Genomic DNA, 26434 nt, shown 5'->3' on the forward strand with positions numbered 1-26434 from the left:
GTTTACATATCCTTTGCAATGTAGTAGACAATGGCATTGGAGTCTAACACTTCGTTTAAGCGGATAGCTAGGTTTTTTTCATACACCATGACTTCGCCCTTGCCAATCACCCGCCCATTGACAAAGGTATCCACACTCTCACCAGCGGGCTTTTGTAAATCGATGACCGACCCCCTTTCAAAGCGCAAAACTTCCCCAAGTGGGATAGAAGTTGAGCCTAGTTCTGCCATAAAAGTGACCTCCATGTCTAACAAACCCTTGTAGTCGTTGATGAGCTCTTCTAAATAGGTCGTGAGTTCCAATTCCCTAGGGTTTAGGGTTGGTTGCCTTTTGAGCTTGGGATTGACAGAGGGTAAATTGGCTAGGGTAGGGTTGGATTGGATACTCACCCCACCCCCATCCTTGTTAGTATTATTGTTCTGGTTATCCATGAAAATCCCACCTTATCTTAACACTTTCAACGCCCAACTTTAACCTACAAAAGAAAATATACCATTATACTAGATTTTGATTAGCGGGGTTTGAAATTTGCCCGACTCACGCAAAATTCTTGCAGAAAACAAGCGGAGCATTTAGGGTTAATCGCCTTGCAAATGCGCCGTCCAAAGAGTATCAAGGCGTGGTGTAGGGAGCTTAAGTCGTTCACAAAAAGCGCACTTAAATCAGCTTCTGTCTGCTCTGCGCTCTTGGCGGTGGAGAGCCCTAAGCGGTGCGCCACTCTAAAAACATGTGTGTCTACGGCTAAGAGATTTGCCCCAAAGGCGACAGACAAGATAACATTTGCACTCTTTTGCCCAATGCCCGCTAGACTTTTGAGCTCGGCTTGGGTTTGTGGGATTTGCCCGTGAAAGTTTTCTAAGACTTGGTTAGCCATTTTGACGAGGTGCTTTGCCTTGCTGTTGGGGTAAGAAATGCTTTTAATGCACTCTTGCACCTCTGCAATATCAGCTCTAGCTAGGCTTACAATGCTCGGGTATTTGGCAAAAAAGGCAGGGGTGGTGGCGTTCACCCTTTTATCCGTGCATTGCGCCGACAACAACACCGCCACGATGAGTTCATAGGGGTTTTGATACTCTAGCTCAGTGGTGGGGTTAGCAAAATGGGCGAGCAACCTAGCCTTAATGGTGTTCGCACTCATAGAGGGCGCACTAAAATGTGCTTGGCTTCGCCTGAGCGTAGGGCGACTTGGGCGCGTTCAATGGCGATGCTAAAGGTGGCTTTTTTAAGGGAGTGTTGCAACAGCTCAAATTCCACTCCTACAGCAATTCCAAAGGATAAAAGACGGTCTTTTAGCTCCAAATCAGGGGTGGTGATGTCAAGGATGGTGTAGCGTTTGTTTTTTTGGCACTCGAGTAGGCTCATTTCGCATTCCTTTTTTAATTTCATCGACAATAATATCAATAGGCGTGAAAATCCGCCTTAAAATCCTAAAGGGAGCTTGTAAAATGTCTTTTGCTAAAGTTACATTGGCTTTAGGGTTATCTAAACTTCCGCTTAAACTCACATGTGTGGAAATCTTACCATCTCCACCTAAGATCAAATAGCTTAAAATGGGGATTTTATTGATGATGTTGGCAAAACCTTTAATGGTAGCGATGTTTAAAGACATGTCAATTTTGCGCTTGGAGAGCTCCACAATCCCATTTCCATCCACATCTAAAGTTGTGCCCGTGAGTTGAATATGCTCTAGACCTAAATAGCCCGGGTTAATGCCAAAGACCACTCGACCCTTAGAAATCTCATACCCATTTGCTCCAAGTCTGGGGTTTCTAAACACGATTAAAGAGGGGATAGTGTTGATTAAATTGATCATATTTTGTAGGACCTTAAAGTTTTTAATTGTGGTGTTTTGTAGCCTGAGCTCCCCGCTAAAGACATTGTTCTTATACCCGCCAATGAGGCTATACAGCCCGCCTTGTATGAGATTTTGTGTGGTGATGGTCTGTAAGACCATGTTAAGATAGTCTCCGCTGAAGTTATTTGCCTTGATCCTAAACTGCCCGTGCATCATGTCAAAGGCAACCATAGCGTTGTGGTAGCTCGCATCCGCTTTTAAGCGTCCATCGCGCATATTGACCAAAATATTTTCTAGAGCAAAGGGGAAGCCCTTAAAAGTAACCACAGCGTTTTTAGCCTGTATGATTAGGCGGTTTGGAGGGATTTTATGTTCTTTTTCGTAGAGTTGCTTTGCCTTGATAAAAATCGTTTCATCCTTGATTTGCTCTTTGGTGGGCTTATTTGCGCTTGGAGCTAGCAATTCTTTAATGGCGGGCACTTTGGCTTTTAAAAAAGTATCCACATTGAAATTGATGTCATTGACAAAGATGATTTTCTCCCCCCGAATGCGCCCCATCACCGCCCCATCTGGAGTAAAAACTCCAAACCCCTATCCCCAAAAGTCCCCAAAAGCGAAAAAGAGTTAAACCGCCGCCCATCGTTACGATAAAGCGGCAACTCGATGTCTAAGTTTGTTCCAAAGAACTTAAAACTCTTTAAGTCCTTGGTGGTGATTTTGAGCGCGCCCCTTTTAATGGCAAAGTAGTGCGCCAAAGGCGAAATGGGGACAAGTTTGGCGATGTTCTTTAAATGCAAGCTATAATCCCGAGAAATTGCCCCCTCGATCTCTAATTCCTTGATTTTAAAAATGGTTTGCTTGTCTTTGGAGAAGTCCAAGTCAAAGGTCAGGGTCGGTAGGTTGTCCTCAGTGGCGTAGATGATGTCTTGACTAAAGACCTCAGCGTTTTGGGCTTGGATGATTTGGTGCAACTTGTTTTTAAAAGCGAGGGTATCCACGCCCTTGGCGATTAAACTTGGCAAAGAACTTAGGCGCACGGCGGAGGTGGCTTTGGGTAAAATGGTGCGCCTTGTTTCAAAGGGGTTATTGTTGATGGCTTGGTTGGTGTTGACTTGGATTTTATGGACAATGGCTTGGCTTGTGAGGCTCTTGTGGCTGAAGTCTATGGTTATGCGGTTGTCGGTGTCGGCCATGTTTTGATAGCGGGTGTGGGCAGTGCTGATGTAGATAATTTTGCTTGTGGGGCTGATGTCTAAGAACACCTGTGCGCTTTGGTTACTTAAGGGCACGCCATAGAGCGCAAAGCTCCCTGCGGCGATGTCTACGCTGCCTTGCACGAATAAAAAGGGCTTGGCATGGGGGACAAACTGCATGGTGAGCAAAATGTCCGCCCCGACATTGGGCTTGAATTGGCTTAGGGGTAGGTTGATGTTGTAGGCTTTTAAAATCTCTTTGATAGGAGAAAAGGCGGCGCTTGAGGCGTTTTTAATGCTCGCCACTAGCCTAGATGCAGGTCCAAAGTGGCTTATCACCACCTGCGAGCCCTCTAAGCGCATGTGTTGGTAGTTGATGTGCTTAGGCGTGATGGTGAGCTGCCCGTCCTTATACTCTAGCCCCACTTCTTTAGCCAAAATGGGGGGGAGTTTGGAGTTGTAGATGACATGGGCGTTTTGCACGAGGGCCTGCACACTCAGGTTCTTTTGCAAGCTCTTTAAGATGTGCTTGTCCTTGAAGTTTAAGGAGAGTTTTGCGTCCTTGATGAAAAAGCCACCAAAGGAGATGTTGCTAAAGAGCCATTTTTGTAGAGCTTGGTGCTTGTCGGGCTTGAAGTAGGGCTTTAAAAAGTCTAAGTGTTTGATGTTGTTAGAGTTTAGCCTAAGAGCTACGGATTTAAAGTCGGTCAAACCTTGCACGAAAATTTTTAATTTGGATGGTCTAATATTTGGGGTGGGGATGGGGGAAACTTGCAGACTGAAGTTTAATTGTTCTGTGTGTTTAAGGTAGGTCGCCTGCCCTATAAGATGTATATGGTAGGGGTCAGAGTCTAAATAATTAATGTTTAGGTGCAATCCTTGACCCTCTTGTTCTTTAAGGTAAAACTGCCCACGCACAAGGTCGGGGAAGGCAAATTCGTAGCGGTGTCCATCAAAGAACACATGGGCTTTGATTTTGGGTTTGATGTCTATTTCTTGGATGGTGATGTTTTCAAAGTAATCCATAGCCCACATGCTGTATTGGATGTAGCGCACAATGGCGGCGATGGTCGGGGGTTTTTTATTTGGCTTGTGCTTGATGAGCTCTATGATGTCTAACTGCCCCACCCTTAGCAAGAATTTATTATTCAGTTTTAGATAGAATCGCTCTATTTTGAGTCCGCCAAAGTGCATGGAGGAGATGTAAATTCCGTTTTTCAACACAAGAAACAGAATGGCAAAAAGAACGGCCACAAGCCCGATAGAAAAAAAAGGGCGTAATATTCTCTTGGAGATGGCTTTGATCATCGCGCTTTCATTGCTGTTTTACTTAAGTATACCCATAAAATCTTACGCGATTGTTTACATACCCAAAGGTGCGCTTAAAACCGCCTTAAGCCACCTACACGCCCTAGAAAGCCCCACGCCCCCGATAAATACCCTAGATTTGTGGATTTTACGCCTGATGTCCGCTTTGCACCTATGGCACACACCCGAAAGGGGCTATGTGGCAATCCCTATAAGCCCCAATAACACCACCACCAAGGGGGACTTCTTGCACGCCTTGAGCTTGTCTAAGGTGGTCTATAAGGACATCACCTTAATCCCGGGCGAAACCTTGTATTTTTTTCTAAGGCACTTGGCTAAGGTGTTTCATTTAAAAGTGGAGGATTTAGAGCAAGTCTACAACGCCAAAGCCCTTTGGGCTGATGGGGCGATTGTCCCGGACACCTACCGCTTCACGCTTGGCATTTCGGCGCAAAATCTCATGGGCTATCTTTTAAAGCACAGCCAAGAACACTACCAAAAATTAAGCGAGCAACTTTTAGGCAACTACGACCCCAAAAAGTGGCAACAAACCCTAATCATTGCCTCCATTATCCAAAAAGAAGCGGCCAATGCCGCAGAGATGCCCCTCATTGCCGGGGTGATTTACAACCGCTTAAAAAGGCACATGCCCTTGCAAATGGACGGGGCGTTAAATTATGGGGCGTATGCGCACAGCAAGGTAACGCACGAAAGGATTGCCACCGACAACAGCCCCTACAACACCTACAAGCATAAGGGTCTGCCCAAAGAGCCCGTGGGCAGTGTGGGGCTTGATGCGATCAAGGCGGCTTTGTTTCCTGCCAAAACGCCCTTTTTATACTTTGTCAAAACCAAAGGGGGGACGCATAAATTCAGCGTGAATTATAAAGAGCATGTCCGTGCAATTCCCAAATTTTGATCTTAGCTTAGTTTCGCTTTAGATATTTAATGCTAGTATCTCGGGCGGATTTCATTAAGGGTCTTTAAGGAGATGAAATGGCGAAAATGCAAGCCCCTGAGGGCGTGCCTGTTTGGGTCAATGAAGCCCGTTGTAAGGGTTGTGATTTGTGCGTGTCGGTGTGTCCGGCGGGGGTGCTTGGGATGGGCTTTAAGCCCACGCACATTTTGGGTAAGGTCGCTAAGGTCGCCTACCCTGAGAGTTGTATCGGGTGCTACAAATGTGAGCTGGGTTGCCCCGATTTTGCAATTTATGTGGCAGAGAAGAAGGAGTTTAAATTTGCGAAAGTGTCTAAAGAAGCTGAGGATAGGGGGGCTAGAGTGCGGGCAAATAATTACATGCTTTTAGAAGAAAGCGTGAAAGAGGGGAGGGGCAAATGAGAGAGGTGATTTCAGATGGCAATGAGTTGGTCGCAAGGGCGGCGATCGAGGCGGGGTGCCGCTTCTTTGGGGGCTACCCCATCACACCCAGCTCGGACATCATGCATGCGATGAGTGGGCTACTACCCAAGCACGGGGGGCATTTTATCCAAATGGAGGATGAGATCGGGGGCATTTCTGTGGCACTGGGTGCGAGCATGAGCGGGGTGAAGGCGATGACGGCAAGCTCAGGACCGGGCATTTCTTTAAAAGTGGAGCAAATGGGCTATGGCTTTATGACAGAAACGCCTTTGGTGATTGTGGATGTGATGCGATCAGGGCCTTCTACGGGGATGCCCACACGAGTGGCACAAGGCGATGTCAACTTTTTAAAACACCCCACGCATGGGGATTTTAAATCCGTGGCTTTGGCTCCGGGAAGTTTAGCAGAAACCTACACTGAAACCATCCGTGCGTTCAACTTGGCAGAGAAGTTGATGACCCCCGTCTTCTTGCTCTTGGATGAAACCGTAGGACACATGTACGGCAAAGTTTCTTTGCCCGACTTGCAGGATTTAAGCATTGTCAATCGGCGGGTGTTTGAGGGCGATCCTAAAGACTACCAGCCCTATGGCGTGCCAAATGATGAGCCCGCTATTTTAAACCCCTTCTTCAAGGGTTACCGCTACCACATTACGGGTTTGCACCACGGGCCTATCGGCTTTCCCACTGAGGATGCAAAAATCGGGGGCGCGCTGATGGATCGGCTCTTTAATAAAATCGACTCCAAGCTTGATGAGGTCTGCCTCAATGAAGAGATAGACATTGAGGGGGCGGATTTATTGGTGATTGCCTATGGCTCGAGCGCATTGGCAATTAAGGAGGCGTTGAGAGAGCTTAAGGCTGAGAATTACCCTAAAAAAGTGGGCTTTTTTAGGCCTTTAACTCTATGGCCTAGCCCCAAAAAACGCCTAGAGGAGCTAGGCAAGCAGTTTAAAAATATCCTCGTGGTGGAGCTCAACAAGGGACAGTATCTGCAAGAAGTGGAGCACATTTTAGGGCGTAAGGTTCCGGCTTTGTTGCAAGCCAATGGCCGCCCCTTCTCACCCAAACAAATCATGGCTAAAATCAAGGAGTTTTAATGGCGTTTGACTACGACACTTATTTACGGGTAGATAAAACCCCCACTTTATGGTGTTGGGGTTGTGGGGATGGGGTGATTTTAAAATCCATTATCCGTGCTATTGACACCCTAGGCTGGGACATGGACGATGTGTGCTTTGTGAGCGGGATCGGCTGCAGCGGGCGCATGAGTTCGTATGTGAATTGCAACACGGTGCACACTACACACGGGCGGGCATTGGCTTACGCCACCGGCATTAAAATGGCAAACCCCACTAAACATGTAATTGTGGTGTCCGGGGATGGGGACAGCTTTGCGATCGGGGGCAACCACACCATCCACGCTTGTAGGCGCAACATCGATTTAAACTTAGTCTTGGTGGATAACTTCATCTACGGCTTAACCAACTCGCAGACCTCCCCCACCACACCCAATGGTATGTGGACCGTAACCGCTCAGGGCGGCAACATTGACAACAGCTTTGATCCTTGCGAAATTGCGATGGCAGCGGGGGCGAGCTTTGTGGGGCGTGAGAGCGTGCTAGAGCCCAAAAAGTTAGAGCGTATCCTTACCGATGCCTTTAACCACAAGGGTTTTAGCTTCGTAGATGTGCACAGCAACTGCCACATCAACCTAGGGCGCAAAAACAAAATGGGCGAGGCGGCACAGACTTTAAAATGGATCGAATCGCGCCTTGTTAGCCGCCGCAAATACGAAGAAATGACCCCTGAGGAGCGGGTGGGTAAATTCCCCACAGGGGTGCTAAGGCATGACACTTCCAAAATGGAGTATTGCCAAGCGTATCAGGGCGTGATCGACAAAGCCCAAGCGAAAAAAGCCTAAGGATCTCCGATGCAAACACAATTACGATTTACAGGCGTGGGCGGTCAGGGCGTGCTTTTGGCGGGCGAAATCTTAGCCGAGGCGCAGATTGCAGCCGGGGGCTTTGGCACGAAAACCTCTACCTACACCAGCCAAGTAAGGGGCGGGCCCACGAAAGTGGATATTATTTTAAGCCCTAATGAAATCATTTACCCCTACGCCCAAGAAGGCGAGATTGATTTCATGCTCTCAGTGGCCCAAAGCAGTTATCAACTCTTTAAAGGCGATGTCAAGGAGGGGGGGGTTGTGGTGGTGGACCCTAACCTAGTGCAACCCACACCCGAAGATGAGGCGAAGTTTCAGCTGTATAAACTCCCTATCATCACCATTGCCAAAGAAGAGGTCGGCAACATCATCACGCAATCGGTGGTGGCTTTGGCGGTTACGGTGGTGTTGATGGGGTGCGTGGATAAAGAACAGGTGCTCAAAACCATGGTTTCTAAAGTCCCCGCTAAAGTCGTGGAGCTGAATAAAAAAGCCTTTGAAATTGGTGAGGCCCACGCCCTAAAAGCGCTCGCGGCACGAAAAATCTCTTAGTGTTAGACCCCGCACAAATCGCCACTTTGGCGGATAAGACCCCCTTTTATCTTTACGATTTGGATGGCATTAGGGGGGCTTTCTTAGACTTTAAAGAAGTCTTTAGGGGGTGTAAATCGCTCATTTGCTACGCCCTCAAAGCTAATTCTAATCTAGCCCTTTTGGAGGTTTTAGCTAAGGCGGGGGCGGGGGCGGACTGCGTGTCCATCTATGAAGTCCGCCGCGCGCTTTTAGCGGGCATTGCGCCCTATAAAATCATCTTTAGCGGGGTGGGCAAGCTAGAGAGCGAGATACAAGAAGCCCTCGAGCGGGGGATTTTGTTTTTAAATGTGGAGTCCTTTGAGGAGCTTAGGCTCATAGAGCAAATCGCCAAAGAGCAGCACACCAAAGCCCGTATCAGCGTGCGCGTCAATCCTAACATTGACCCCGCCACCCACCCCTATATCTCTACGGGGCTGTGGGAGAATAAATTTGGTGTGGAGGAGAGGGAGGCGGTACAAATGTTTATGTTTGCCAAACAATCGCCCTTTTTAGAGCCCATCGCCTTGCATTTTCACATCGGTTCGCAGCTCTTGCAACTCGCCCCCCTAGAACAAGCCTTTGAGAAAATGGCAGGTTTTACCCGCTTTTTGATCGCCAGTGGCATAGAGCTTAAATTCTTTGACATCGGCGGGGGGCTTGGCGTGGCTTACAACGAAACACAAGAGCCCATACCCCTAGCAGACTACGCCAGTGCCCTATTTAAAGCCACTGAGGGGCTAGACTTAACGATCATTTGCGAGCCGGGGCGGCGTGTGGTGGCAGAGCATGGAATTTTGGTTGCCAAGGTGCAATACACCAAGTCAAACGAGCGCAAAAACTTTGCCATTGTGGATTTGGGCATGAATGACTTTATGCGCCCTGCCCTCTACCAAGCCACCCACCCCGTGCGCCTGCTTACCCCCAAAAACGCCGAGCCGGTGGCTTATGATTTAGTCGGGCCTATTTGCGAAAGTGCAGATTGCTTCATCAAGGGGGTGGAGTTACCCAAGCTAGAGCGGGGGGATTTGTTGGTCTTTGAAAAGGTGGGGGCATATGGGGCGAGCATGGCAAGCCACTACAATAGCCGCCCCAATCTCTTAGAGCTAGGGTTTGAGGGGGGCAAAATCCGCACACTCAAAGAGAGAGAAGACTTTTTTGACTTGATTAGGCACGAAATGGGGCATTTAAAAGGGGAGGGCATCGCCTCCAAACGGGCGCAAATCGATCAAATCGATCAAAGCCTAGTGCAGCTCTTAAACGCTCGTTTTGCCCTAAGCGCACAAATTGCCAAGGACAAGCACCAAGCCGGGTTTAGCGTCTATAACCCCCTAAGAGAAGCCGAGATTTTTGCCAAAGTGGGGGGGCGGCTTGAGAGTGTCTATACCGAGATTTTAAGCGTGTCTAGGGGGCTTCTTACCCCTGAAAGGGTGGGGGTGAGTGGCAACACCAACACCGCAAGAAGGCTTTTAGGGCAGAAGTTTAAATTGAGTTTGTTGAACCCCTTAAAACTCTTTGAGGCGATCTTATTTAAGGGCGTGGATTACGGGATCTTGGAGGTGCGTAAAACCTGCGCCCACGCTGAGGGCTTAAAAGCGTTGGCTAGGCTCATCCAGCAACAGGAATTAGAGATCGCGCACAGCTTTAAAGTCGGGGGGGCGTGGTGCTTGCTGCTTGGGCGTTTTGGCTTTTTGGCGCAAACAAACCCCACGCGCAAGGCGCTCTTCTTTGAGCCCATACACACCCAAGAAATGCAGGCTCTGCTAAAATCTTTTCATAACCCCTACTTTGTAGCGACAAAGTTTGGCTGCTTGTTGGAAGTGGATATTGAGCTGGACCTACCCAACCACTTGCAATCTATTGTTTTAGGCGCTTATTCCAATACACGGAGAGCATGTGGAGTTTAACCCTCTCAATTTGGCGCAAAAGGACCGCCTAGATTCCGCCCTAAAGGCAGACCACTTCCTCGTGGGCGATGTCAGTTTTACGAATTTGTATTTATGGCAAGGGGCTAGAAAGATTTGCCTAGCCTTTGTGGAGGGCTGTGTGGTGGTGCAGACCACTTACCCTAACGAGTCGCCCTTTTACTTCTACCCCATAGGCTCAGGGGATAAAAGGGCGGTGCTAGACGCACTCATCACTTACACTAAGGCACAAAATCAGCCCCTAGAGTTTAGAGCCTTGCAAAGCGAGCATAAGGACGAGCTAGAGCAGCTTTACCCCCACGCCTTTAGCTATGAGGCTAAGAGAGATCGCTTTGATTATATCTATAGCGTGACCGAGCTCATCGCCCTAAGCGGTAAAAAGTTCCATAAAAAGAAAAACCATCTCAACGCCTTTTTAAAGCTCTACCCCCGCTACAGCTATGAGCCCATCAGCCCTACAAATATCCCCGATTTAATGCAGGCACTCAAAGAGTGGCATAAGCTAGACGACCCACAAGATTTAGGGCTAGAGCACGAGCATAGGGGAATTTTAAGCGTGCTAGAAATTTATGAGAGCTTGCCCCTACTAGGGGGGGTGATTAGGATCGAAGGGCGCATTGTGGCGATGAGCTTTGGGGAGAAATTAAACCCGGACATGGCACTCATCCACATCGAAAAGGCTGACCCGAGCGTTAGGGGGGCTTACCAAATGGTCAACCAACAGCTCTTAGTCCACGCCTTTGCTGATTGCGTATATGTGAATCGAGAGGAAGATCTAGGCATTGAGGGTTTAAGGCAGGCGAAAATGGGCTATAACCCCGTGTTCTTTGTGGAGAAGTACCACGCCCACTTGGTCTAAAACTTTAGACTAAAATTACCATTGATTAGTTTTAGTGTCCTAAAATAAGGCATTCCATTGGAAGGAGTTTCTCATGGACTTACTGATACGACAACTGAAACACGAAGACCTGCAAGAATTTCAACAACTTGTCGCCAAATTTGGGGCGACTTTAACCATTTTACCCGACATCAAGACTTCCCCCCAACCCTCAGTGCTGCAAAGACTCTCTGATGAACCCGTTGAAATCAACATGCCCTTTGTGGATGGGGCGTATTTAGCAACCCTAAATAAGGACAAAAAGCCCGCCTTTAACCATTGCGGGCATGGGCACAACCCAATCAACACTCAGAGGCATAGGCATGACCACCACAAACTCGGTTGCGGGCGCACAAACCACGCCCAAAATTTCAGCGACCGCCCCTCGCACCACAGCGATAAAGATTTAGACTCGGGCTTTTGGATGGATATTTAGAGCCATTGCTCTAAGTCTTGCATGGCTTGGGTGTGCTTGTTCTCAGGCACACCCTCTTCGTAGGTTTGGTAGTTCTTGATCGCCTCGGTATAAAGCCCCTTGGCTTTCTCTAAATCTTGCGCCACGCCTTGCCCGAGTTCATACATTTTGCCAAGAGCATAAAACTCATAGCCAAAATCGTTTTCTTTGCGGGCGATTTTGCAAAAGTACTCAAACGCCATTAGATACTCTTGCACCATGTGGGGTGCGCCACACACCTCCCCATTGTATTGGTTAAACAAATCTAATAGAGCGTCATCGCTCAAGTGCAAAGACAAATGGGACAAATCCTCTAGCATGGGCATCCTTGTTTCAAGTTCAAAAAGAGAGCCTGCGTTTTGCTCTGGAGTTGGGCTTTTTGAGATAAAGGCGCAAGTAAGACCTGGTAACCTCTAACTTCGCCTCACTCAACTTGCTTTGGTAGTGCAGGGCTTTTTGTGCGTCTTGCTCCACGCCATCGCCCATTTCATAGGCCGCAATGAGCTTCGTCAAAGCGTGGATATAAATCCACTGCGTTTTTACCCCCACCTGCACCACGCCCTGATAGCACGACAGGGCTTTTTGCATGTCCTGTGCCACGCCCTGCCCTTTTTCATACATTTGGGCGAGGCGGTGGAAGACCTGCCCGTTGCGGCAATGCCCGAGCACGATCTGTTTATATAGGCTAAATGCCCTTAGATAGTCTTGCACGCCATGCGGGCAAAAGCGCACGCTCGCCACCCCTGCCGCCGCCTGCCTCTTGCCACATCCATTGTAGGCATTGAACAACTCCAACAAAGCGGCATCACTCAAATTTAAACCCATTTCAGCGGACATGCAACTCCTTTTGCAAGCGGTGATTCTAGCATGCTATGTTAAATCCAACGCCATGCCATAGAGCTTTTTGCGCTCAGTGGAGCTGGCGATATTTAAAAGTTTGCGGTATTTGGTGATGGTGCGGCGCACCATCTTTAGCCCAAATTGCTTTTCCACAAGCTCCAAAATCTTTAAATCGCTCATGGGGTGCTGTTTGTCCTCCTTGTTAATCAATTCCAGCAAGAACTCTTTAATGGCGGCGTTAGATACATCGCCCTCTAGGGCAGTGGCAAAAAAGCTTTTAATGGCAAAGACCCCCCGATTGCACGCCAAGTATTTATTAGAAATTGCCCGTGAAATGGTGCTGGCCGCATAGCCAAACTCTTCGGCAAGGTCCACTAAACGCATGGGCTTGATCGCCCCGCCTTTAAAGAAGTCGTATTGATACTCCACAAGCATGAGCCCAATTTTTTGGATCGTTTGGTGGCGCATTTGCAGCGCATCCACCAAGTCCCGTGCTTCTTTAAGCTTTTCTTTTAAATACCCATTGTCTGCGGCGATTTTGCCCTGCTCGAGCACGACTTTAGGGTAATAGCCCTCGTTAAGCTGCACGCTAATGTCTCCGTCCTCCTCTAGCACCAAAATATCGGGGATAATGGGGGGCAAACTCTCACCAAACTCTAGGGCCGGGGGGTTTTTAAAGGAAGTGATGACCTGCATGGCTTTGGCATATAGAGGGTGGTGGCGGTGCTGTTGGTGTTGCTCTAAATCCTTTAAAATGCGGGCACACAGCTCATAGGTGGGTGTGTCTAGCTCCTCGTGCTGGGCAAGCTGAAAGGCAAAACTTTCTAGCAAGTTGCACGCCCCCACACCCGGGGGGTCTAAATAGGCAAAGCGTTGGCGCACCTTCTCATAGTCGGCAACTTCCACGCCTAAGTTCAGCGCCTGCGCCTGTGTGTCGCCCTCAAAATACCCCTCTGGGTTTAAATTTTCGATAATGTCGGTGGCGATTTTTAAGGACATGGGGGTGGGAAAGAGGGGGGGCAAGAGCTGTTCGTTTAAGGTTTCGTGTAGGCTCTTTGGGCGCACACTTAGGCGCTCGATTTGATCGCCTAGGGCGTTTTTGGGGGGCTTGTAAAACTTATGGCTGCTAAAGTCCGTGCGCATGCCGCTTTGCACCCGCACGAAGGGGTTGTCCTTGGCGCAGTTTAGTAAAGTTTCTTCAATCTCTAAAGGGTCGCTTTGTAGAATAGGCAGCCAGCTTTTAAGGGTGGCGGAGAGTTTATTTTTAAGATTGGGGCGGGCGCGCAGCATTAAGCCTTGAAATTCTCCCCTAAATAGTATTTACGCACTAAGGGGTTGTCGTAAATTTGTGCCGCACTCCCGCTTGCTAGCAAGGCCCCACTTTTGATCACATACGCCCTATGGCACACATTCAAAGTTTCGCGCACATTGTGGTCAGTGATGAGCACCCCGATATTCATCTCCACCAAGTGTTCTATGATTTTTTGTATGTCTAACACTGCAATGGGATCCACCCCCGCAAAGGGCTCGTCTAGTAAAATAAATTTGGGGTTTTTCACTAAAGCCCGTGCAATCTCCACCCTGCGCCGCTCCCCCCCACTTAAAGACATCCCCCGCCGCTCCCTAATGGCTTGGATATTGAAGGCATCGAGCATTTCTTCAATGCGCTCAAGCGCCTCTTTATTGCTTTTAAAAGTTGTTTGGGCAGCGAGCATTAAGTTATCCTGCACGCTCAAATCCTTAAAAATGCTCGACTCTTGGGGCAGGTAGCCAATGCCCATATTCGAGCGTTGGTGCAGGGGGTAGCTAGATAAATCAATGTCGTTCAAATACACCTTGCCCCCGCTGGGTTGCAAGAGCCCACAAATCATATAAAAGGTCGTGGTTTTGCCCGCCCCATTAGGTCCAAGCAAACCCACCACCTGCCCGCTCTCCACCTCTAAAGACACATCATGCACGATTTTGGTTTTCTTAATTTGCTTGCTTAAGTTCTCGGCTTTGAGTTTATCCATGCATTAGCTTGTAGTGGCAAGTTTCATCGTGGCGCTTAAGGCTTAAGATGAGGGGGCTAAAACCGCAGGATTTAAGCCAAGACAACAAAGGTAAATCCCCCCACTCTATAAAGTGCACCCCCCCCTGCTCCAAGTTCTCCAACACCCCTAAAGCGTGCAGCTCTTCAAAGCCTTTTAAGTAAAAATCATAGTGGTAAATGCAAAGCTTGGGGGTCTTGTAGGTGTGTAGCAGGCTAAAAGTGGGCGAAGTGGCTAGAGGGGCGTTTAATCCTTTACAAAAGTGCTGCACGAAAGTGGTCTTACCGCTGCCTAAATCCCCTTGCAAGAACACCAAACTATGCGTGCCTAAATGCGCTTGCACAGCTTGCACCACTTGGGGGATTTGGGCGAGGGTGGCGTGCATGTCTAACATTAGCAATCCTCCACTTTGCCATCGGTTGTGCCGAGGTTATCCTGCATGGCTTGCATTAAGGAGGGGTTGTTCTCTTTAAACTGCTCTAGGGGTTTTGGCTTGGATTTGTCGGTTTCTATGCGGGCGTTTGCCCCAAAGACCTCTTTTAAGCAGGGCACAATCAAGGTTTTATAATGCTCGCGTAAAAGCAAACTTGCGCTCTCATCAGCGTTAGAGTGCAAGAATAAAATGCCATTATCAAAGGACTTAAACACCAAAAGCTCCCTGAACACCCTGCCCAATTTTGTATTTGTGCTCTCTATCTTGGCAATGAGTTGTTTAAACAACTCTTTAGGGTCGGCTTGCGGGGGTCGTGTGCTTTGGGCTGGGTTTTTGTGGGCGGTTTGGAGGGCTTGGGTTGTGGGCGTGGGCTGTGGATGGGGCGTGGCTTGTTGTGGCTGTGGGGCTTGGTGGGTGGTTTTTGGTGTGGCTATTTGTGTGGGCTGTGCTTGGGCGGTTTGGGGCTGTTGTAAGCTGGCTTGCATTTTAAGCGTGCTTAAAGCCAGCACAAAATCCCCATCCGCCCCATAGTTGAGCAGGGGTTGCGCCTGCGCAATTGCGCTCATGAACGGCTCAAGCACGCCTGAGGGCAACTTTTGGCTAAGCATGGCTTCTTTTAAAAAACGCGCCATCTCTTCTAACACCATAGCCGTGTCGTATTCGGCTAGACTTTGCAATAAATTTTCTACACTCTTGCCTGCCACTAGGGCGCTAAAAAACTCTTCTAAAACTCTGCTGTCTACAAGCCCTAACATTTGGCTTGTGGCTAGGGCGCTCACATTTTGGTTGCTAAAACTTATGGCTTGCTCGGCTAGGGTCAAAGTGTCGCGCAAACTCCCACCTCCACTGCGGGCTAACATTTCTAAGGCTGGCTCTTCATAGTCTACACCCTCTTTTTCAAAGATCAACTTCAAATGCGCCACGATCGCCTTAAGGGGGATTTTTTTAAAGTGGAATTGCTGCGTGCGGCTTAAAATGGTGGCGGGCAATTTAAAGGGATCTGTGGTGGCTAGAATGAATTTGACATGGGCTGGGGGCTCTTCTAGGGTTTTTAATAGGGCGTTGAAGGCTTCTTTAGTGAGCATATGCACTTCGTCAATGATGAAGATTTTAAAGCGGCCTAGCGAGGGTTTGTACTTGCTCTGCTCGATGATGCCGCGCACATCTTCAATCCGCCGATTAGACGCGCCGTCCATCTCTATGGTGTCTAAATGCGATCCTTGCAAACTTTCTGCGCAAGAGGGGCAAGAGTCGCAAGGCGTGGCACTAATCCCCTTAGCGCATTGCAGAGCCCTAGCAAAAATGCGCGCGCTGCTCGTCTTGCCGCTGCCCCTAAGCCCACTAAACAAATAGGCGTGCGCCAAACGCCCACTCTCTAAGGCTAGACTTAAAGTTTTGGCAACACTCTCTTGCCCCACCAATTCGTTAAAATGCTTGGGGCGGTATTTCAGCGCAAGACTCAAGGGCATCCTTTAAAGTGAATGCAACATTATAGCCTAATTTGCATGAGGGCTTGGCTCAAGTAATTCATGCTAGAATGTCGGCTTTATTGAACTTTTTGGAGGCAAATATGCGTGTATTGATGCGTCTATGCGCAATAGTTGTTATCAATGCGAGTTTAGTTTTTGGAGCATCCTACCCCCCCATTAAGGGGCGGGCTCTAGCCCTAACCAGCCATGCCCTTGCTGATAAAGTGGGGCAAAAGATTTTAGATGAGGGGGGCAACGCCATTGATGCGGCGGTGGCGATTGGTTACGCTTTAGCGGTGGTGCACCCCTCTTCGGGCAACTTGGGCGGAGGCGGCTTTGCGGTGATCCACCTAGCCAATGGGGAGAATGTAACCCTAGACTTTAGAGAAAAGGCCCCCCTAAAAGCCACAAAAAACATGTACTTAGATAAAAAAGGCAACGTTGTGCCTAACCTAAGCACTGATGGCTACTTGGCCGCAGGCGTGCCCGGCACCGTGGCGGGCTTGGAGGCATTGCGTAAAAATACGGCAGCCGCAAGCTTGCCACCCTTATACAGCCAGCGATTGACTTAGCCCAAAATGGCTTTAGGCTCACTCAAAGGCAGGGGCAAACCATGCTTGATAACAAGCCCCGCTTTGCCAAATACGCCAGCAGTCGCAAATACTTTCTAAAAAAGGGCATGGTGGCTTACCAAGAGGGGGATTTGTTTGTGCAAAAAGACCTAGCCAAAACCCTAATGCTCATTAGGGATAAAGGCGCAGATGCCTTTTACAAGGGCAAAATTGCGGATTTGATCGTGGATGACATGCGCAAAAATGGTGGGATCATCAGCAAAAAAGACCTCGCTACCTACAATGTGGTGTGGCGTAAACCTGTGGTCGGTAGTTATAGGGGCTATAAAATCATCTCAATGGGACCACCCAGCTCAGGTGGGGCACATGTGATTGAGATTTTAAACACTATGGAGAACGCCAATTTGCATAAACTTGGCTTTGGCTCTAGCCAAACCATCCACATCATGGCAGAGGCGATGCGCCAAGCCTACGCCGACCGCTCCGTGTATATGGGAGACCCTGACTTCATCGCCATCCCTCTAGAAAAACTCACCAGCAAAGAATACGCCAAAGAAATTTACGCACATATCCAACCAGACAAAGCCACACCCAGCAGCCAAATCAACCCCGGGCTAGGGCAGCTGCACGAGGGCAAGAACACCACACACTACTCTGTGGCGGATAAGTGGGGCAATGCGGTGAGCATCACCTACACCATCAACAACTACTACGGCAGTGCCGCCGCCGTGAATGGGGCGGGTTTTTTGCTGAATGACGAAATGGACGACTTCTCTATAAAACCGGGCACACCCAACCTTTACGGGCTTGTGGGCGGAGAGGCTAATGCCATTGAGCCCAACAAACGCCCCCTAAGCTCCATGTCGCCCACTATTGTTCTGAAAAACAACAAGGTCTTTATGGTGGTGGGCAGCCCCGGGGGCGCACGCATCATCACCACGGTGTTACAGGTGATCAGCAATGTGATCGACCATAAAATGGATATTTCTCAAGCCGTGAGTGCCCCACGATTTCATATGCAATGGTTGCCCGATGAAATCCGCACCGAACCTTTTGGCATGGTTAAAGATGTGCAAGAAAACCTAGAAAAAATGGGCTACCACATTGTGGTTAAACCCGTGATGGGCGATGTGAACGCAATTGTGATCAACTCTAAGAGCCACATGATGTATGGCGCGCACGACCCCCGCAAGGAATTTTAATGTTTGCGTTTGAACCGACAAAAACCTTAGAGGGCAAAAGTTGTCAAGCCATGCTTTATAGCTCAAAAATGGGGCAAGTCGCCCAAATCACGGGGCAACAAGGGGGGTTACTCTTGCAAAACTTCCCCCATTTAGAAGCCGAGCTTTTAGCCCATATCGCCGCTTGCACGCATCCACACCCTAAAGAGTCTTTGATTTTAGGGGGTTTTAACATAGAAATCGCCTTTGAGTTGTTGCGCCATGAGCACTTAAAAGTGGATTTTGTGCAAGAAGAGGGAACTTTGCTAGAGAATTTAAAAGACTTCTTACCCCACTTGGATGCACTCAAAACCAATCCCCACTTCAAGCAGGTTTCTAAAATCCTCGATTTAGAGGTGAAAAAATATGACCTGATCTTCTCTTTAAGCCCTCTAAACGCCCACCAAATCGATGGCTTGCAGCGCATGCTTGGCATTGAGGGGATTTTAATTACCAGTGCGCCAAGCCCCCTAGTAGAGCCACAAGCCTTTAAAACAAGCGTGCAAGAGCTTGCCCCCCACTTTAGTGTTCTAATGCCCTTTTCTAGCCCCTATGCACCCTTTAGCACGCATTATTTCTTTGCCTCCAAGCAAGCCCACCCCCTAGCGGATTTGATCTTGCAAAGGGTGGATATGCTTGAGGGCTTACGCCACTACAACGAGGACATCCACACCGCCGCCTTTGCCCAGCCTCAATGGCTACACCAAGACCATTTAGGGCTATTTAAAAATTGAGTCTAAAACACGCTTTTGTGCTCACCGGAGGCATAGGCACGGGCAAAAGCACCGTGGCTAGCCTGCTTGCCTTGCACGGGCATACCATCATAGACGCAGACAAGAGTGCCCATGCCTTGTTAGAAAAGCACGCAAAGGAGTTGATTGAAATTTTTGGCGAGGGCATTAGCGAGGGGGGGCGAGTTTCACGCCCCAAACTAGGCACGCTTGTTTTTAGCGACCCAGCCAAAAGGGCAGCCCTTGAGGCGTTTTTACACCCCAAGATCCGCCTAGATTTATTGCAACAAGCCCACAGCCTAGAGCAGAGCCAAAAGCCCTATTTCTTAGACATCCCGCTGTATTTTGAGATCGAAGGGCAAAAGAGTTATGCCATTTCGCAAATCGTCTTGGTCTATGCCCCTAGAGAGGTGCAAATGCAAAGGGTGGCTAAGAGAGACAAACTAAGCCAAGAGCAGATTTTAAAACGCCTAAATGCCCAAATGGACATTGAAGCCAAGCGTGCCCTAAGCTCCTACATCCTAGACAACTCCAAGGACTTAAAACACTTGCAAATCCAAGTTGAAGCTTTTTTAAAGAATCTATGAGCCTTTACTTCAGCCACGAGAACGTCTCTTTACACCACGCCAACGCCCTAGACCCCAAAGCCTTAGAAAAAGAGAGCCTAGATTGCACCATCACCTCCCCGCCCTACAATGTGGGGATCGCCTACAACGGCAGTGAGGACAGCCAAAGTTATTTGGAGTATTTAGATTTTAGCCGCACTTGGCTTACAAATGTCTATTTATGGAGCAAGGATAGTGGGCGGCTGTGTTTGAATATCCCCCTTGATAAAAACAAGGGCGGACAGCAGAGCGTGGGGGCGGATTTAATCACCTTAGCTAAAAAAGTGGGCTGGCTTTATCACAGCACCATCATTTGGAACGAGGGCAACATCTCTAGACGCACGGCGTGGGGCAGCTGGCTTAGCGCATCTGCCCCCTATGTCATCGCCCCCGTGGAGCTTATCGTGCTTTTTTACAAACGCACATGGCGTAAAATGCACAAGGGGGAAAGCGACATGAGCAAAGAGGAGTTTATGGCTTGGACGAATGGGCTTTGGCAGTTTAATGGGGAGTCCAAAAAGCGCATAGGTCATCCTGCCCCCTTCCCTAGAGAATTGCCCCGTCGCTGCATTAAACTTTTTAGCTTTGTGGGCGACACCATTTGCGATCCCTTTAGCGGGAGTGGGACGACCATGCTTGAAGCCCACCTACATAAACGCGCCTTTGTGGGTTTAGAGCTAGATAGCACTTACTGCGCCCTCGCCAAAGAGCGGTTTTTAAAAGAGGTGGCAAAAGAGGGGAATTTATGGGGCAGTTAGATTTAATTATGGAGTTTTTTAAGGCAAATCCTAATAGAGACATCGCCCACCCAGAGGTGGTGGATTGGGTGGTGAAAGAATACAAAGAGCGCACAGGCAAGGTGTTTAGGGACCCAGATCGAGGGATTCGATCCTTGCACCAACAAGGAAAATTAATCAAGGTTTCTAAGGGTGTGTATCGTTACGATCCTAATTTCACCTTGCACCCCAATTTAGAGGACTTTACCCCGGCTTTAAAAAAGCAAATCCTAGAGAGGGACGGGTATGCTTGTGTAATTTGCGGGGCTGGAGAAAAAGAGGGGGTAGAATTGCATGTCGATCACATCAAACCTAAAGACTTAGGGGGCAAAGCCACTTTAGAAAACGGGCAAACTTTATGCGCTAGGCATAATTTCTTAAAAAAGAATTTTAATCAGACAGAGACGGGTAAGAAAATGTTTCTACGCCTGCTTGAGAGCGCACAAGAGGCGGGCGAGATGGAGCTAGTCGCCTTTTTAGAAGAAGTGCTTAGCGTGTATGAAAAACATGGCATTAATGGGCATGTGGTGTGGCAAAAACCCCACAAAGATTAATCTTGTAAGAGCTCTTTGAGCTCAAGGATTAAAAGGTGTATAATGCCTCTTTATTCCAATTTAAAGGCGTGTTTTGCAAAGGATATTTGGAAGTCTATTTGTAGCGTTGGGTGTAGCGTGGGGATCAAACATTGTGTTAAACCAACCCTTAAAAGAAGTGGTGGTGCAAGACAAGGGCGAAATCATCTTGCATGGCAATTCCATAGATTACAAGGTGTGGGACAGCAAAAACTTAGTGGGCAAGGTGCGGATTTTGCAACACATGGCGGGGCGCAAGAGTGTTAAGGCAGAAAACCAACCCCTCATGGACAAAATCGTGATCGCACATTTTGATGAGAACAAATACCAAACAACGAACATTGTCAACATAGACGATGCCATCATGGGGACGGGACTTTTTGCCAAAGGGGAAACCAAGAAGGCGAAAAAGCAACACCCCAATAGCCAAGTGGTGATGGACAATGACGGGGTGGTGCAAAAGGCGTGGGATCTAAAAAAGCAAGAAAGCTTGATTGTGGTGTTGGACAAGGCGGGCAAGGTGCGCTTTGTGCACGAGGGCAAGCTCACCAACGCCCAAATACAGCAGGTTCTTAACTTGGCTAAAAAATTGCAGCAAGAGTAGGTTAACTCCTATAAATGTGCTGAAAATCCCTAATCGCCTCTGCATACATGGCCAGGGCTTTTTGGATGGAGTCCTCTAGGGTGTAGTTTTGTGCGCTGGTGGCGTAGGCGTTTTCAGCCTCAGTGCGCTCATCGGGGTGTTCTAGCCAATAGTCGATCTTTTGGGCTAAGTCTTTGGGGTCGTTGGACTTAAAGAGCGAACGATCGTCTAGGGCAAATTGATTTGTGGCACTGATTTTACTATCTGAAATGATAGGCACAATCCCGCAACTCATCGCCTCTAAACAGGCGATCGCCTCGCCCTCCACATCGGCGGTGTGGATGTATAAATCGCATTGATAAAGCAGGGCGAGTAAGTCCTTAGGCTCTAAAAAGCCAAAATCCACAGGGTGGGCGAGCCCCTCAGCGCATTTTTGTAGTTTTGCTAGATTGGGTCCTATGCCCTTTAAGTGGAGTTTGATTTGCTCTTTATACTTACTTAGACGCACCGCCTCTATCAACACCTGCTGGTTTTTCTCATTAGAGTAACGCCCGATCATGATGATATGGTAGAGGTTATCTGTCTTGGTATTCTTAGGGCGTTTGGCATAAAGGGGGTCAAAGCCGTTAGAAATGACATACTTTTTGCCCCCATAGCCATGCCTTTCTAGCTCGGCTTTAATCAAGGGGGAGGGGCAATGGATATGGTGTATGTGTTGGTAGTAGTTTTGCTTAAACCACCAAAAGATAAAGCGGTTCAACCAGCCTAAGTTTTGTAACTTCATATTATAGGTGATATGCTCGGGCTGTAGGTGAAACGCCCCGACATAGGGGACTTTTAATTTATGCGCCACCTCAACGGCGACTTTTTCTAGCTTAAAGGGCAAAAAGACATGCACAATGTCCACGCCCTCAAAGGCTTGGGCTAAAATCTCTCTATCGGGCTTGCCAAAAATCATGTGCTGTTTGTGCGAAATCTCGGTAACTAAGGGGATATAGCGCTCTTGCAAGCCATAAAAGCCATCGCCATGGACAAAGGGCGCGACCACCCGCACCTCATGCCCCCTTGCTTTTAGGGCTTGGTAAAAGCGATAACAAGTCATTGAAGTCCCGTTGCTCTTGTCCTCAAAACTATCCACTACTAAGGCAACAATCACTGATCTTCCTTAAAATTGAATTTAAAGGGGCGTTTCTCAAAGACTAAAATCTCAAAATCCCCCTCAAAGACTTTGATTTCCATAAACTCCCCCTCCACATGCACGGCACATTTCTTAGAGCTGGCATGCACCACCACCGCATTAAAAAACACCTCTTGCTTGAGCTCAATGGGGGCGAGTAAGCCTAATTTCATGGAAGAAATGAGGCTATTCTTTTTATTCAGCGCACACAAAGCTGCAAAACTCGCTGCACTCACAATAAAGCCCGCATGCACGACGTCTTCTTCACAGAGCATGAACTCTTTAGGCGTGAAACACACGGTGGCTTTATTGCCCCCAAAGGACACTAAGTCGGCGCAAAGGGTTTGGTCTAATTTGGAGCAAACCAGCAAGCCCTCTTCAATCGGCGTTTCCATAGCTCATCCTTTCATTTACGCAAGATAAAATACCCCCTAAGGGGGGCAGGGTAACCCTCTATGCTCTTTGTAGGGTCTTTAGGGTCTAAAAAGGACTCTAAACTAAGCCCGTCAATCCACGCACTTTTGCGTTGTTCGCTTGTGTCCGTGCTTTTAAAGGCAAGGGGGCTACACTCTTTAAAGCCCGCCTTAAAAGCCCAATTTTGCAAGGCTTTAGGGCTAGGGATAAAAAAGACATTAGACATTTTGGCATAGGTGCTAGGGCATAGGGCGACTTCTAGGGGGCTGTCATAAATCAAGGTGTCTAGCACCAACACCCCGCTAGGCTTTAAGCCCATAAACAAGGCTTTAAGCGTGCTATGCGGGTCTTTTCTGTGGTAAAGCACGCCCAAACAAAAGAGCACATCAAAGTGTTTAGGGTAGGTGCGTAAGTCCTCCACACCCAGTTTCTCGTAAAGAATGGGGGTCTTTAAAAAACCATTGAGCCAATGAAATTGTCTTTCACAAAGTGGGCTAGGATCAAAGCCCACTAGGCTTTTAGGGCGTTGCTCTTGCATGCAAAAAAGGTAGTAGCCATTGTTGCACCCTATGTCGGCGACTTCTAGCCCCTCTAGGTTGATTGCCCCCTTGATTAAATCCCATTTCATGTAGCTTTGCCATTCGCTGTCAATGCAAAAGCCCTTATCGTTTTGGGTAAAACAAAAAGGTCCTTTGCGCCATGGCTTTAGGGCTAATGCCTCTTGATAGACTTGCTCTAAAGATAATTCAGGGGGTAGGCAAATAGGCACGCCCCTATGGATGCCCTCACAGCGGGTCAAACAAGCCCCTTCTTGTGGGTTTGTGCCAAAGTTCTTGTAAAGGCACATTGCCTAGCACCAAGCCTAGCGAATAATCTTTAGCACACAGCAAGCTTTGCAAATCTTGTAGGTCTGTATAGGGGGTGTGGGCGAGCTCTAGGGGCTCCTGGCTAAAGATTTCTAGCCTGTGATAGGGGGCTGTGGTTCTCACAAAGTCTAGCATGCGGGGCAACTCTGTAGTGTGCCTTTCATAAATCAATATCCGCTCACTTTGCCCGAAGGGGCATAACTCTAGGCGTTTGTTGGTGTAATGCGGTTGCATGTGACTTAGCGTGCCTAAATGGCTTAAATGCACCTCCAGCCCCAAACTCTCACAAAGATTTAGCACCCTTGCTAACTCTGTGGCGTATAGCCCTGAGATTTTTAAATCATGCCTTTGCCCCTTGTAGCACAGCGACAAACTAAAAAGTTGCACTTGTAAGAGAGTGTAGGGGGGTGCTTGCGATTTCTTGGGGGTGAGTTTGGGGGGTGTGGGTTAAAAGCAAGGTGTGTATGCCCTTTAAGTCCAAATTTAAAAGCTCTAAAAAATCCCCCTCAAAGGCACACACGCCGGGAGCCTTAGCAAGTTTGTTAAAGATCTCGATCTCTAGGCTAGAGAGTTTATAAAGGGATAGGGGAGCGTCTAAAAACTTGTAATACAAGAGCTTAAACACCGCCTCTTGCAAGTTCTCTACGCAAATCCACGCAATCTCGGGGTCGCTGATTGGGGCTTGTTTTTCAAACAGCACCCCATAAGCCCCAAGACGCACCGCCTCCTCAATACAAGCCGGCTCAAAGGCGACAAATAAACAGCCCTTTTTCACGCTAGAAAGTTTAGCTGTGGTGTGGGTGAAAGCACGCACAAAAGGCTCGCTCTTTAAAACCCCCTTTGTAACCGCCACCACTTCACAGACATCCACTAGCCAATCTTTGCTCCATTACTGACAAGCTCTAGGGGGGTGATGAGTTTTAGCCCGTCTTTATCGCTAGCACTAAGCACCATGCCCTCGCTCACTAACCCTAGCATGGGGCGGGGGGGCAGATTAAGAAGGGCGCAAACTTGCTTGCCCTCTAGGCTTTCGGGGCTGTAGTATTTGGCAATGCCCGATAAAATTTGACGCACCCGTCCGCCAAAGTCTATTTGTAGGCACAAGAGTTTATCGCTCTTAGGCACTTTTTCAGCCTTGACAATGGTGCCGACTTGTAGGTCTAGCTTGCTAAAGTCCTCAAATTTAATGTAGGCATTTTGGGCTTCTTTGGGGGTTTCTTTGGTTGTGGCTTGCACCTCTTCAAGCTTAGGATAAAGCGCTTCTATGGGGGCTAGCTTTAAGGCGGGGAGTAAAAAGTCTTTTTGCATATACGCTTGAAAACTCTTAGGCTCTAGACTGATGTGTAGCCACTTGGCGAGCTTACTGGCACTTTCGGGCAACACGGGGTAGAGATAAAACACGCGTTCTTTGGCGATTGTGGCGTTGCACGCCTCAAAAACACGCCACAACTCCTCTAAATAGCGGTGTAGTTGCAACTCTTGCAAATACCCCTTTAAACTCTCTAATTGCGCCTGCCACTGGGTGTAAAGGGGGGCGTAAAACTCAAGGGTGTGGGTGCTCTTAAGCTCCCCACTAAAGGGTTTAAGTAGTCCTGCCAGCCTTTGGATTAAATTACCTAAAGTGTTGCTTAAATCGGCGTTGAAACGGCGAATTAGGGCTTGGACACTAAAATCCCCGTCTTGTCCTAATGGGGCTTCTCTTAAAAGAAAATAACGCAAAGCCTCAGCTCCATAGCTTTGGGCTAAGTCTTTGGCGTTGAGCACATTGCCGATGCTCTTACTCATTTTCACCCCCTCAATGAGCCACCAACCATGCACACAGAGTTGCTGAAAAATAGGCAAATCTAGGCTCATTAAAAAGGCGACCCAATAAATGGCGTGGAAACGCAAAATGTCCTTGCCGACAATGTGTAGGGCGTGGTTGACATAGTCTATGTTGGCATTGTCTGTGCCATAGCCTAGAGAACTCACATAGCTTAAAAGTGCGTCTAGCCACACATACACGACATGCCTAGGCTCGTTTAAGTGCCTGGGTAAGGGCACGCCCCACTCAAAACTCGTGCGGGTGATGGACAAATCGTGCAAGCCCTGCTTAATGAAACTCACCACTTCATTACGGCGAAACAGGGGCAAAATGGCGTGTGGGTGCTTGTTATAAAAGTCCAAAAGCCTCTCTTGGTAGGCGCTCAATCTAAAAAAATAGCTCTCCTCGGCGACCTTGCTCGTGGGGCGGTTGCAATCTGGGCAAGTGGTGCTGTTTGTGGTAAAACTCTCACAGCTCACGCAATAATTGCCCTCATAAGTGCCTTTATAAATGTCGCCCTTTGCTAGCATTGTGTCAAGGGCTTGTTGCACGGCTTGCTCGTGTGTGCTATCTGTGGTGCGGACAAAGTGGTTGTAATCGATTTTAAAATAATCCCACTCTGTCCTAAATTTTTGGCTAATTTTAGACGCATACTCCAAGGGGCTTAAATGGTGCTTGCTGGCACTTAGAGCGATCTTTTGCCCATGCTCGTCTGTGCCGGTGAGTAAAAACACTTCTTTGCCTTGCAGGCTGTGGTATTTTTTGAGCATGTCGGCAATGAAAGTCGTGTAGGCATGCCCTAAGTGCGGGCTGTCATTGACATAGTAAATGGGGGTTGTAACTAACATCTTTTGCATGGCAAACCTTTGACTAAAAAAGGCTTATCATAGCACAAAAGCATAAACTAGGCACG

Annotated in this window: 30 protein-coding genes and 2 pseudogenes; 15 read left to right on the forward strand and 17 right to left on the reverse strand. The window is 48.3% G+C overall.

Features of this window, described 5'->3' with window-relative positions; all coding sequences use genetic code 11:
• Positions 1 to 2: 2 nt before the first annotated feature.
• The 5 genes from fliN to K6J74_RS08775 form a co-directional block, all read right to left on the reverse strand.
• Complete coding sequence (fliN, locus tag K6J74_RS06970; protein ID WP_221271676.1) at positions 3 to 431, reverse strand: flagellar motor switch protein FliN; 429 nt, start codon at positions 429 to 431, stop codon at positions 3 to 5.
• 80 nt (positions 432 to 511) lie between these two features.
• A complete protein-coding gene (gene nth, locus K6J74_RS06975; RefSeq protein ID WP_221271677.1) occupies positions 512 to 1138 on the reverse strand; it encodes an endonuclease III in 627 nt (208 codons plus the stop codon).
• A complete protein-coding gene (locus K6J74_RS06980) occupies positions 1135 to 1362 on the reverse strand; it encodes a FeoA family protein (protein ID WP_221271678.1) in 228 nt (75 codons plus the stop codon). Before K6J74_RS06980 ends, nth begins: the two co-directional genes overlap by 4 nt.
• Positions 1316 to 2353 (reverse strand): YhdP family protein, encoded by a 1038-nt coding sequence (locus K6J74_RS08770; RefSeq protein ID WP_260321578.1) that lies wholly within the window; start codon positions 2351 to 2353, stop codon positions 1316 to 1318. Before K6J74_RS08770 ends, K6J74_RS06980 begins: the two co-directional genes overlap by 47 nt.
• Positions 2353 to 4182, reverse strand: coding sequence for a YhdP family protein (locus tag K6J74_RS08775; protein ID WP_260321579.1), 1830 nt, complete (start codon positions 4180 to 4182; stop codon positions 2353 to 2355). The genes K6J74_RS08770 and K6J74_RS08775 overlap by 1 nt, the downstream gene beginning before the upstream one ends.
• A gap of 40 nt (positions 4183 to 4222) precedes the next feature.
• On the opposite strand from K6J74_RS08775, the gene mltG reads away from it, so the two are divergent.
• The 9 genes and pseudogenes from mltG to K6J74_RS07025 all read left to right on the forward strand — a co-directional run bounded on the left by mltG (position 4223) and on the right by K6J74_RS07025 (position 11411).
• Entirely contained in the window at positions 4223 to 5215 is a 993-nt protein-coding gene (gene mltG / locus K6J74_RS06990; protein WP_260321580.1) for an endolytic transglycosylase MltG, read from the forward strand.
• 77 nt (positions 5216 to 5292) lie between these two features.
• Positions 5293 to 5634, forward strand: a complete 342-nt coding sequence (locus K6J74_RS06995; RefSeq protein ID WP_221271680.1) for a 4Fe-4S binding protein — start codon at positions 5293 to 5295, stop codon at positions 5632 to 5634.
• Positions 5631 to 6755 (forward strand): 2-oxoglutarate synthase subunit alpha, encoded by a 1125-nt coding sequence (locus tag K6J74_RS07000; RefSeq protein ID WP_221271681.1) that lies wholly within the window; start codon positions 5631 to 5633, stop codon positions 6753 to 6755. The genes K6J74_RS06995 and K6J74_RS07000 overlap by 4 nt, the downstream gene beginning before the upstream one ends.
• Positions 6755 to 7579, forward strand: coding sequence for a 2-oxoglutarate ferredoxin oxidoreductase subunit beta (locus tag K6J74_RS07005; RefSeq protein WP_221271682.1), 825 nt, complete (start codon positions 6755 to 6757; stop codon positions 7577 to 7579). Before K6J74_RS07000 ends, K6J74_RS07005 begins: the two co-directional genes overlap by 1 nt.
• Before the next feature lie 9 nt (positions 7580 to 7588).
• Positions 7589 to 8155, forward strand: coding sequence for a 2-oxoacid:acceptor oxidoreductase family protein (locus tag K6J74_RS07010; protein ID WP_221271683.1), 567 nt, complete (start codon positions 7589 to 7591; stop codon positions 8153 to 8155).
• A gap of 17 nt (positions 8156 to 8172) precedes the next feature.
• Positions 8173 to 9369: pseudogene (gene lysA, locus K6J74_RS08780) on the forward strand (diaminopimelate decarboxylase); the annotation flags it as partial.
• The gene (locus K6J74_RS08785; protein WP_260321730.1) at positions 9352 to 10080 is read left to right on the forward strand and encodes a chorismate mutase; all 729 of its coding nucleotides are present in this window, start codon (positions 9352 to 9354) and stop codon (positions 10078 to 10080) included. The pseudogene lysA and the gene K6J74_RS08785, both read left to right, overlap by 18 nt.
• Entirely contained in the window at positions 10070 to 10957 is an 888-nt protein-coding gene (locus K6J74_RS07020; RefSeq protein ID WP_221271685.1) for a DUF2156 domain-containing protein, read from the forward strand. The genes K6J74_RS08785 and K6J74_RS07020 overlap by 11 nt, the downstream gene beginning before the upstream one ends.
• A 73-nt stretch (positions 10958 to 11030) precedes the next feature.
• Complete coding sequence (locus K6J74_RS07025; RefSeq protein WP_221271687.1) at positions 11031 to 11411, forward strand: immunoglobulin domain-containing protein; 381 nt, start codon at positions 11031 to 11033, stop codon at positions 11409 to 11411.
• On the opposite strand, the gene K6J74_RS07030 is transcribed toward K6J74_RS07025, so the two are convergent.
• Genes K6J74_RS07030 through K6J74_RS07055 form a run of 6 tightly spaced genes read right to left on the reverse strand, consistent with a single transcriptional unit; the run spans position 11408 to position 16201 of the window.
• The gene (locus tag K6J74_RS07030; RefSeq protein WP_221271688.1) at positions 11408 to 11749 is read right to left on the reverse strand and encodes an SEL1-like repeat protein; all 342 of its coding nucleotides are present in this window, start codon (positions 11747 to 11749) and stop codon (positions 11408 to 11410) included. The two genes, K6J74_RS07025 and K6J74_RS07030, sit on opposite strands and share 4 nt — an antisense overlap.
• Before the next feature lie 19 nt (positions 11750 to 11768).
• Entirely contained in the window at positions 11769 to 12266 is a 498-nt protein-coding gene (locus K6J74_RS07035; protein ID WP_221271690.1) for an SEL1-like repeat protein, read from the reverse strand.
• A 33-nt stretch (positions 12267 to 12299) separates the two neighbouring features.
• Complete coding sequence (locus K6J74_RS07040) at positions 12300 to 13559, reverse strand: RNA polymerase factor sigma-54 (protein WP_221271692.1); 1260 nt, start codon at positions 13557 to 13559, stop codon at positions 12300 to 12302.
• Positions 13559 to 14281, reverse strand: coding sequence for an LPS export ABC transporter ATP-binding protein (lptB, locus tag K6J74_RS07045; protein ID WP_221271694.1), 723 nt, complete (start codon positions 14279 to 14281; stop codon positions 13559 to 13561). The genes K6J74_RS07040 and lptB overlap by 1 nt, the downstream gene beginning before the upstream one ends.
• The gene (gene tsaE / locus K6J74_RS07050) at positions 14274 to 14693 is read right to left on the reverse strand and encodes a tRNA (adenosine(37)-N6)-threonylcarbamoyltransferase complex ATPase subunit type 1 TsaE (RefSeq protein ID WP_221271696.1); all 420 of its coding nucleotides are present in this window, start codon (positions 14691 to 14693) and stop codon (positions 14274 to 14276) included. Before tsaE ends, lptB begins: the two co-directional genes overlap by 8 nt.
• Positions 14693 to 16201, reverse strand: coding sequence for a DNA polymerase III subunit gamma/tau (locus tag K6J74_RS07055; protein WP_221271698.1), 1509 nt, complete (start codon positions 16199 to 16201; stop codon positions 14693 to 14695). Before K6J74_RS07055 ends, tsaE begins: the two co-directional genes overlap by 1 nt.
• 101 nt (positions 16202 to 16302) lie before the next feature.
• On the opposite strand from K6J74_RS07055, the pseudogene ggt reads away from it, so the two are divergent.
• From ggt to K6J74_RS07085, 6 genes and pseudogenes are all read left to right on the forward strand, one after another.
• Positions 16303 to 17975 (forward strand): annotated as a pseudogene (ggt, locus tag K6J74_RS07060) (gamma-glutamyltransferase).
• Entirely contained in the window at positions 17975 to 18727 is a 753-nt protein-coding gene (locus K6J74_RS07065; RefSeq protein ID WP_221271699.1) for a spermine/spermidine synthase domain-containing protein, read from the forward strand. Before ggt ends, K6J74_RS07065 begins: the two are co-directional and overlap by 1 nt.
• On the forward strand, positions 18724 to 19311 hold the full coding sequence (coaE, locus tag K6J74_RS07070; protein ID WP_221271702.1) for a dephospho-CoA kinase: 588 nt from the start codon (positions 18724 to 18726) through the stop codon (positions 19309 to 19311). Before K6J74_RS07065 ends, coaE begins: the two co-directional genes overlap by 4 nt.
• The gene (locus tag K6J74_RS07075; RefSeq protein ID WP_221271703.1) at positions 19308 to 20087 is read left to right on the forward strand and encodes a DNA-methyltransferase; all 780 of its coding nucleotides are present in this window, start codon (positions 19308 to 19310) and stop codon (positions 20085 to 20087) included. The genes coaE and K6J74_RS07075 overlap by 4 nt, the downstream gene beginning before the upstream one ends.
• A complete protein-coding gene (locus K6J74_RS07080) occupies positions 20075 to 20659 on the forward strand; it encodes an HNH endonuclease (RefSeq protein WP_221271705.1) in 585 nt (194 codons plus the stop codon). The genes K6J74_RS07075 and K6J74_RS07080 overlap by 13 nt, the downstream gene beginning before the upstream one ends.
• A gap of 73 nt (positions 20660 to 20732) precedes the next feature.
• Positions 20733 to 21281 (forward strand): YtfJ family protein, encoded by a 549-nt coding sequence (locus K6J74_RS07085; protein ID WP_221271706.1) that lies wholly within the window; start codon positions 20733 to 20735, stop codon positions 21279 to 21281.
• Between the two features lies 1 nt (position 21282).
• Here the strand turns inward: K6J74_RS07085 and K6J74_RS07090 are convergent, their stop codons facing one another.
• The 6 genes from K6J74_RS07090 to metG are packed head-to-tail and all read right to left on the reverse strand — an operon-like array spanning position 21283 to position 26378.
• Positions 21283 to 22416 (reverse strand): glycosyltransferase, encoded by a 1134-nt coding sequence (locus K6J74_RS07090; RefSeq protein WP_221271708.1) that lies wholly within the window; start codon positions 22414 to 22416, stop codon positions 21283 to 21285.
• A complete protein-coding gene (locus K6J74_RS07095; protein ID WP_221271710.1) occupies positions 22413 to 22832 on the reverse strand; it encodes a PaaI family thioesterase in 420 nt (139 codons plus the stop codon). Before K6J74_RS07095 ends, K6J74_RS07090 begins: the two co-directional genes overlap by 4 nt.
• A gap of 11 nt (positions 22833 to 22843) precedes the next feature.
• A complete protein-coding gene (gene cmoB / locus K6J74_RS07100; RefSeq protein ID WP_260321581.1) occupies positions 22844 to 23650 on the reverse strand; it encodes a tRNA 5-methoxyuridine(34)/uridine 5-oxyacetic acid(34) synthase CmoB in 807 nt (268 codons plus the stop codon).
• A complete protein-coding gene (locus K6J74_RS07105) occupies positions 23637 to 24089 on the reverse strand; it encodes a hypothetical protein (protein WP_221271713.1) in 453 nt (150 codons plus the stop codon). Before K6J74_RS07105 ends, cmoB begins: the two co-directional genes overlap by 14 nt.
• Before the next feature lies 1 nt (position 24090).
• Positions 24091 to 24588 (reverse strand): hypothetical protein, encoded by a 498-nt coding sequence (locus K6J74_RS07110; protein ID WP_221271715.1) that lies wholly within the window; start codon positions 24586 to 24588, stop codon positions 24091 to 24093.
• On the reverse strand, positions 24588 to 26378 hold the full coding sequence (gene metG / locus K6J74_RS07115) for a methionine--tRNA ligase subunit beta (RefSeq protein ID WP_221271717.1): 1791 nt from the start codon (positions 26376 to 26378) through the stop codon (positions 24588 to 24590). The genes K6J74_RS07110 and metG overlap by 1 nt, the downstream gene beginning before the upstream one ends.
• Positions 26379 to 26434: the final 56 nt, after the last annotated feature.

Origin of the sequence: Helicobacter sp. NHP19-012 (assembly GCF_019703325.1) — a bacterium.
Taxonomy (GTDB): Bacteria; Campylobacterota; Campylobacteria; order Campylobacterales; family Helicobacteraceae; genus Helicobacter; species Helicobacter gastrofelis.

Coding starts and splice junctions, on each gene's coding strand:
- fliN (WP_221271676.1), bottom strand. CDS start 431: ATGGATAACCAGAACAATAATACTAACAAGGATGGGGGTGGGGTGAGT.
- nth (WP_221271677.1), bottom strand. CDS start 1,138: ATGAGTGCGAACACCATTAAGGCTAGGTTGCTCGCCCATTTTGCTAAC.
- K6J74_RS06980 (WP_221271678.1), bottom strand. CDS start 1,362: ATGAGCCTACTCGAGTGCCAAAAAAACAAACGCTACACCATCCTTGAC.
- K6J74_RS08770 (WP_260321578.1), bottom strand. CDS start 2,353: ATGGGGCGCATTCGGGGGGAGAAAATCATCTTTGTCAATGACATCAAT.
- K6J74_RS08775 (WP_260321579.1), bottom strand. CDS start 4,182: ATGCACTTTGGCGGACTCAAAATAGAGCGATTCTATCTAAAACTGAAT.
- mltG (WP_260321580.1), top strand. CDS start 4,223: ATGGCAAAAAGAACGGCCACAAGCCCGATAGAAAAAAAAGGGCGTAAT.
- K6J74_RS06995 (WP_221271680.1), top strand. CDS start 5,293: ATGGCGAAAATGCAAGCCCCTGAGGGCGTGCCTGTTTGGGTCAATGAA.
- K6J74_RS07000 (WP_221271681.1), top strand. CDS start 5,631: ATGAGAGAGGTGATTTCAGATGGCAATGAGTTGGTCGCAAGGGCGGCG.
- K6J74_RS07005 (WP_221271682.1), top strand. CDS start 6,755: ATGGCGTTTGACTACGACACTTATTTACGGGTAGATAAAACCCCCACT.
- K6J74_RS07010 (WP_221271683.1), top strand. CDS start 7,589: ATGCAAACACAATTACGATTTACAGGCGTGGGCGGTCAGGGCGTGCTT.
- K6J74_RS08785 (WP_260321730.1), top strand. CDS start 9,352: ATGGGGCATTTAAAAGGGGAGGGCATCGCCTCCAAACGGGCGCAAATC.
- K6J74_RS07025 (WP_221271687.1), top strand. CDS start 11,031: ATGGACTTACTGATACGACAACTGAAACACGAAGACCTGCAAGAATTT.
- K6J74_RS07030 (WP_221271688.1), bottom strand. CDS start 11,749: ATGCTAGAGGATTTGTCCCATTTGTCTTTGCACTTGAGCGATGACGCT.
- K6J74_RS07035 (WP_221271690.1), bottom strand. CDS start 12,266: ATGTCCGCTGAAATGGGTTTAAATTTGAGTGATGCCGCTTTGTTGGAG.
- K6J74_RS07040 (WP_221271692.1), bottom strand. CDS start 13,559: ATGCTGCGCGCCCGCCCCAATCTTAAAAATAAACTCTCCGCCACCCTT.
- lptB (WP_221271694.1), bottom strand. CDS start 14,281: ATGGATAAACTCAAAGCCGAGAACTTAAGCAAGCAAATTAAGAAAACC.
- tsaE (WP_221271696.1), bottom strand. CDS start 14,693: ATGTTAGACATGCACGCCACCCTCGCCCAAATCCCCCAAGTGGTGCAA.
- K6J74_RS07055 (WP_221271698.1), bottom strand. CDS start 16,201: ATGCCCTTGAGTCTTGCGCTGAAATACCGCCCCAAGCATTTTAACGAA.
- K6J74_RS07065 (WP_221271699.1), top strand. CDS start 17,975: ATGTTTGCGTTTGAACCGACAAAAACCTTAGAGGGCAAAAGTTGTCAA.
- K6J74_RS07075 (WP_221271703.1), top strand. CDS start 19,308: ATGAGCCTTTACTTCAGCCACGAGAACGTCTCTTTACACCACGCCAAC.
- K6J74_RS07080 (WP_221271705.1), top strand. CDS start 20,075: ATGGGGCAGTTAGATTTAATTATGGAGTTTTTTAAGGCAAATCCTAAT.
- K6J74_RS07095 (WP_221271710.1), bottom strand. CDS start 22,832: ATGGAAACGCCGATTGAAGAGGGCTTGCTGGTTTGCTCCAAATTAGAC.
- metG (WP_221271717.1), bottom strand. CDS start 26,378: ATGCAAAAGATGTTAGTTACAACCCCCATTTACTATGTCAATGACAGC.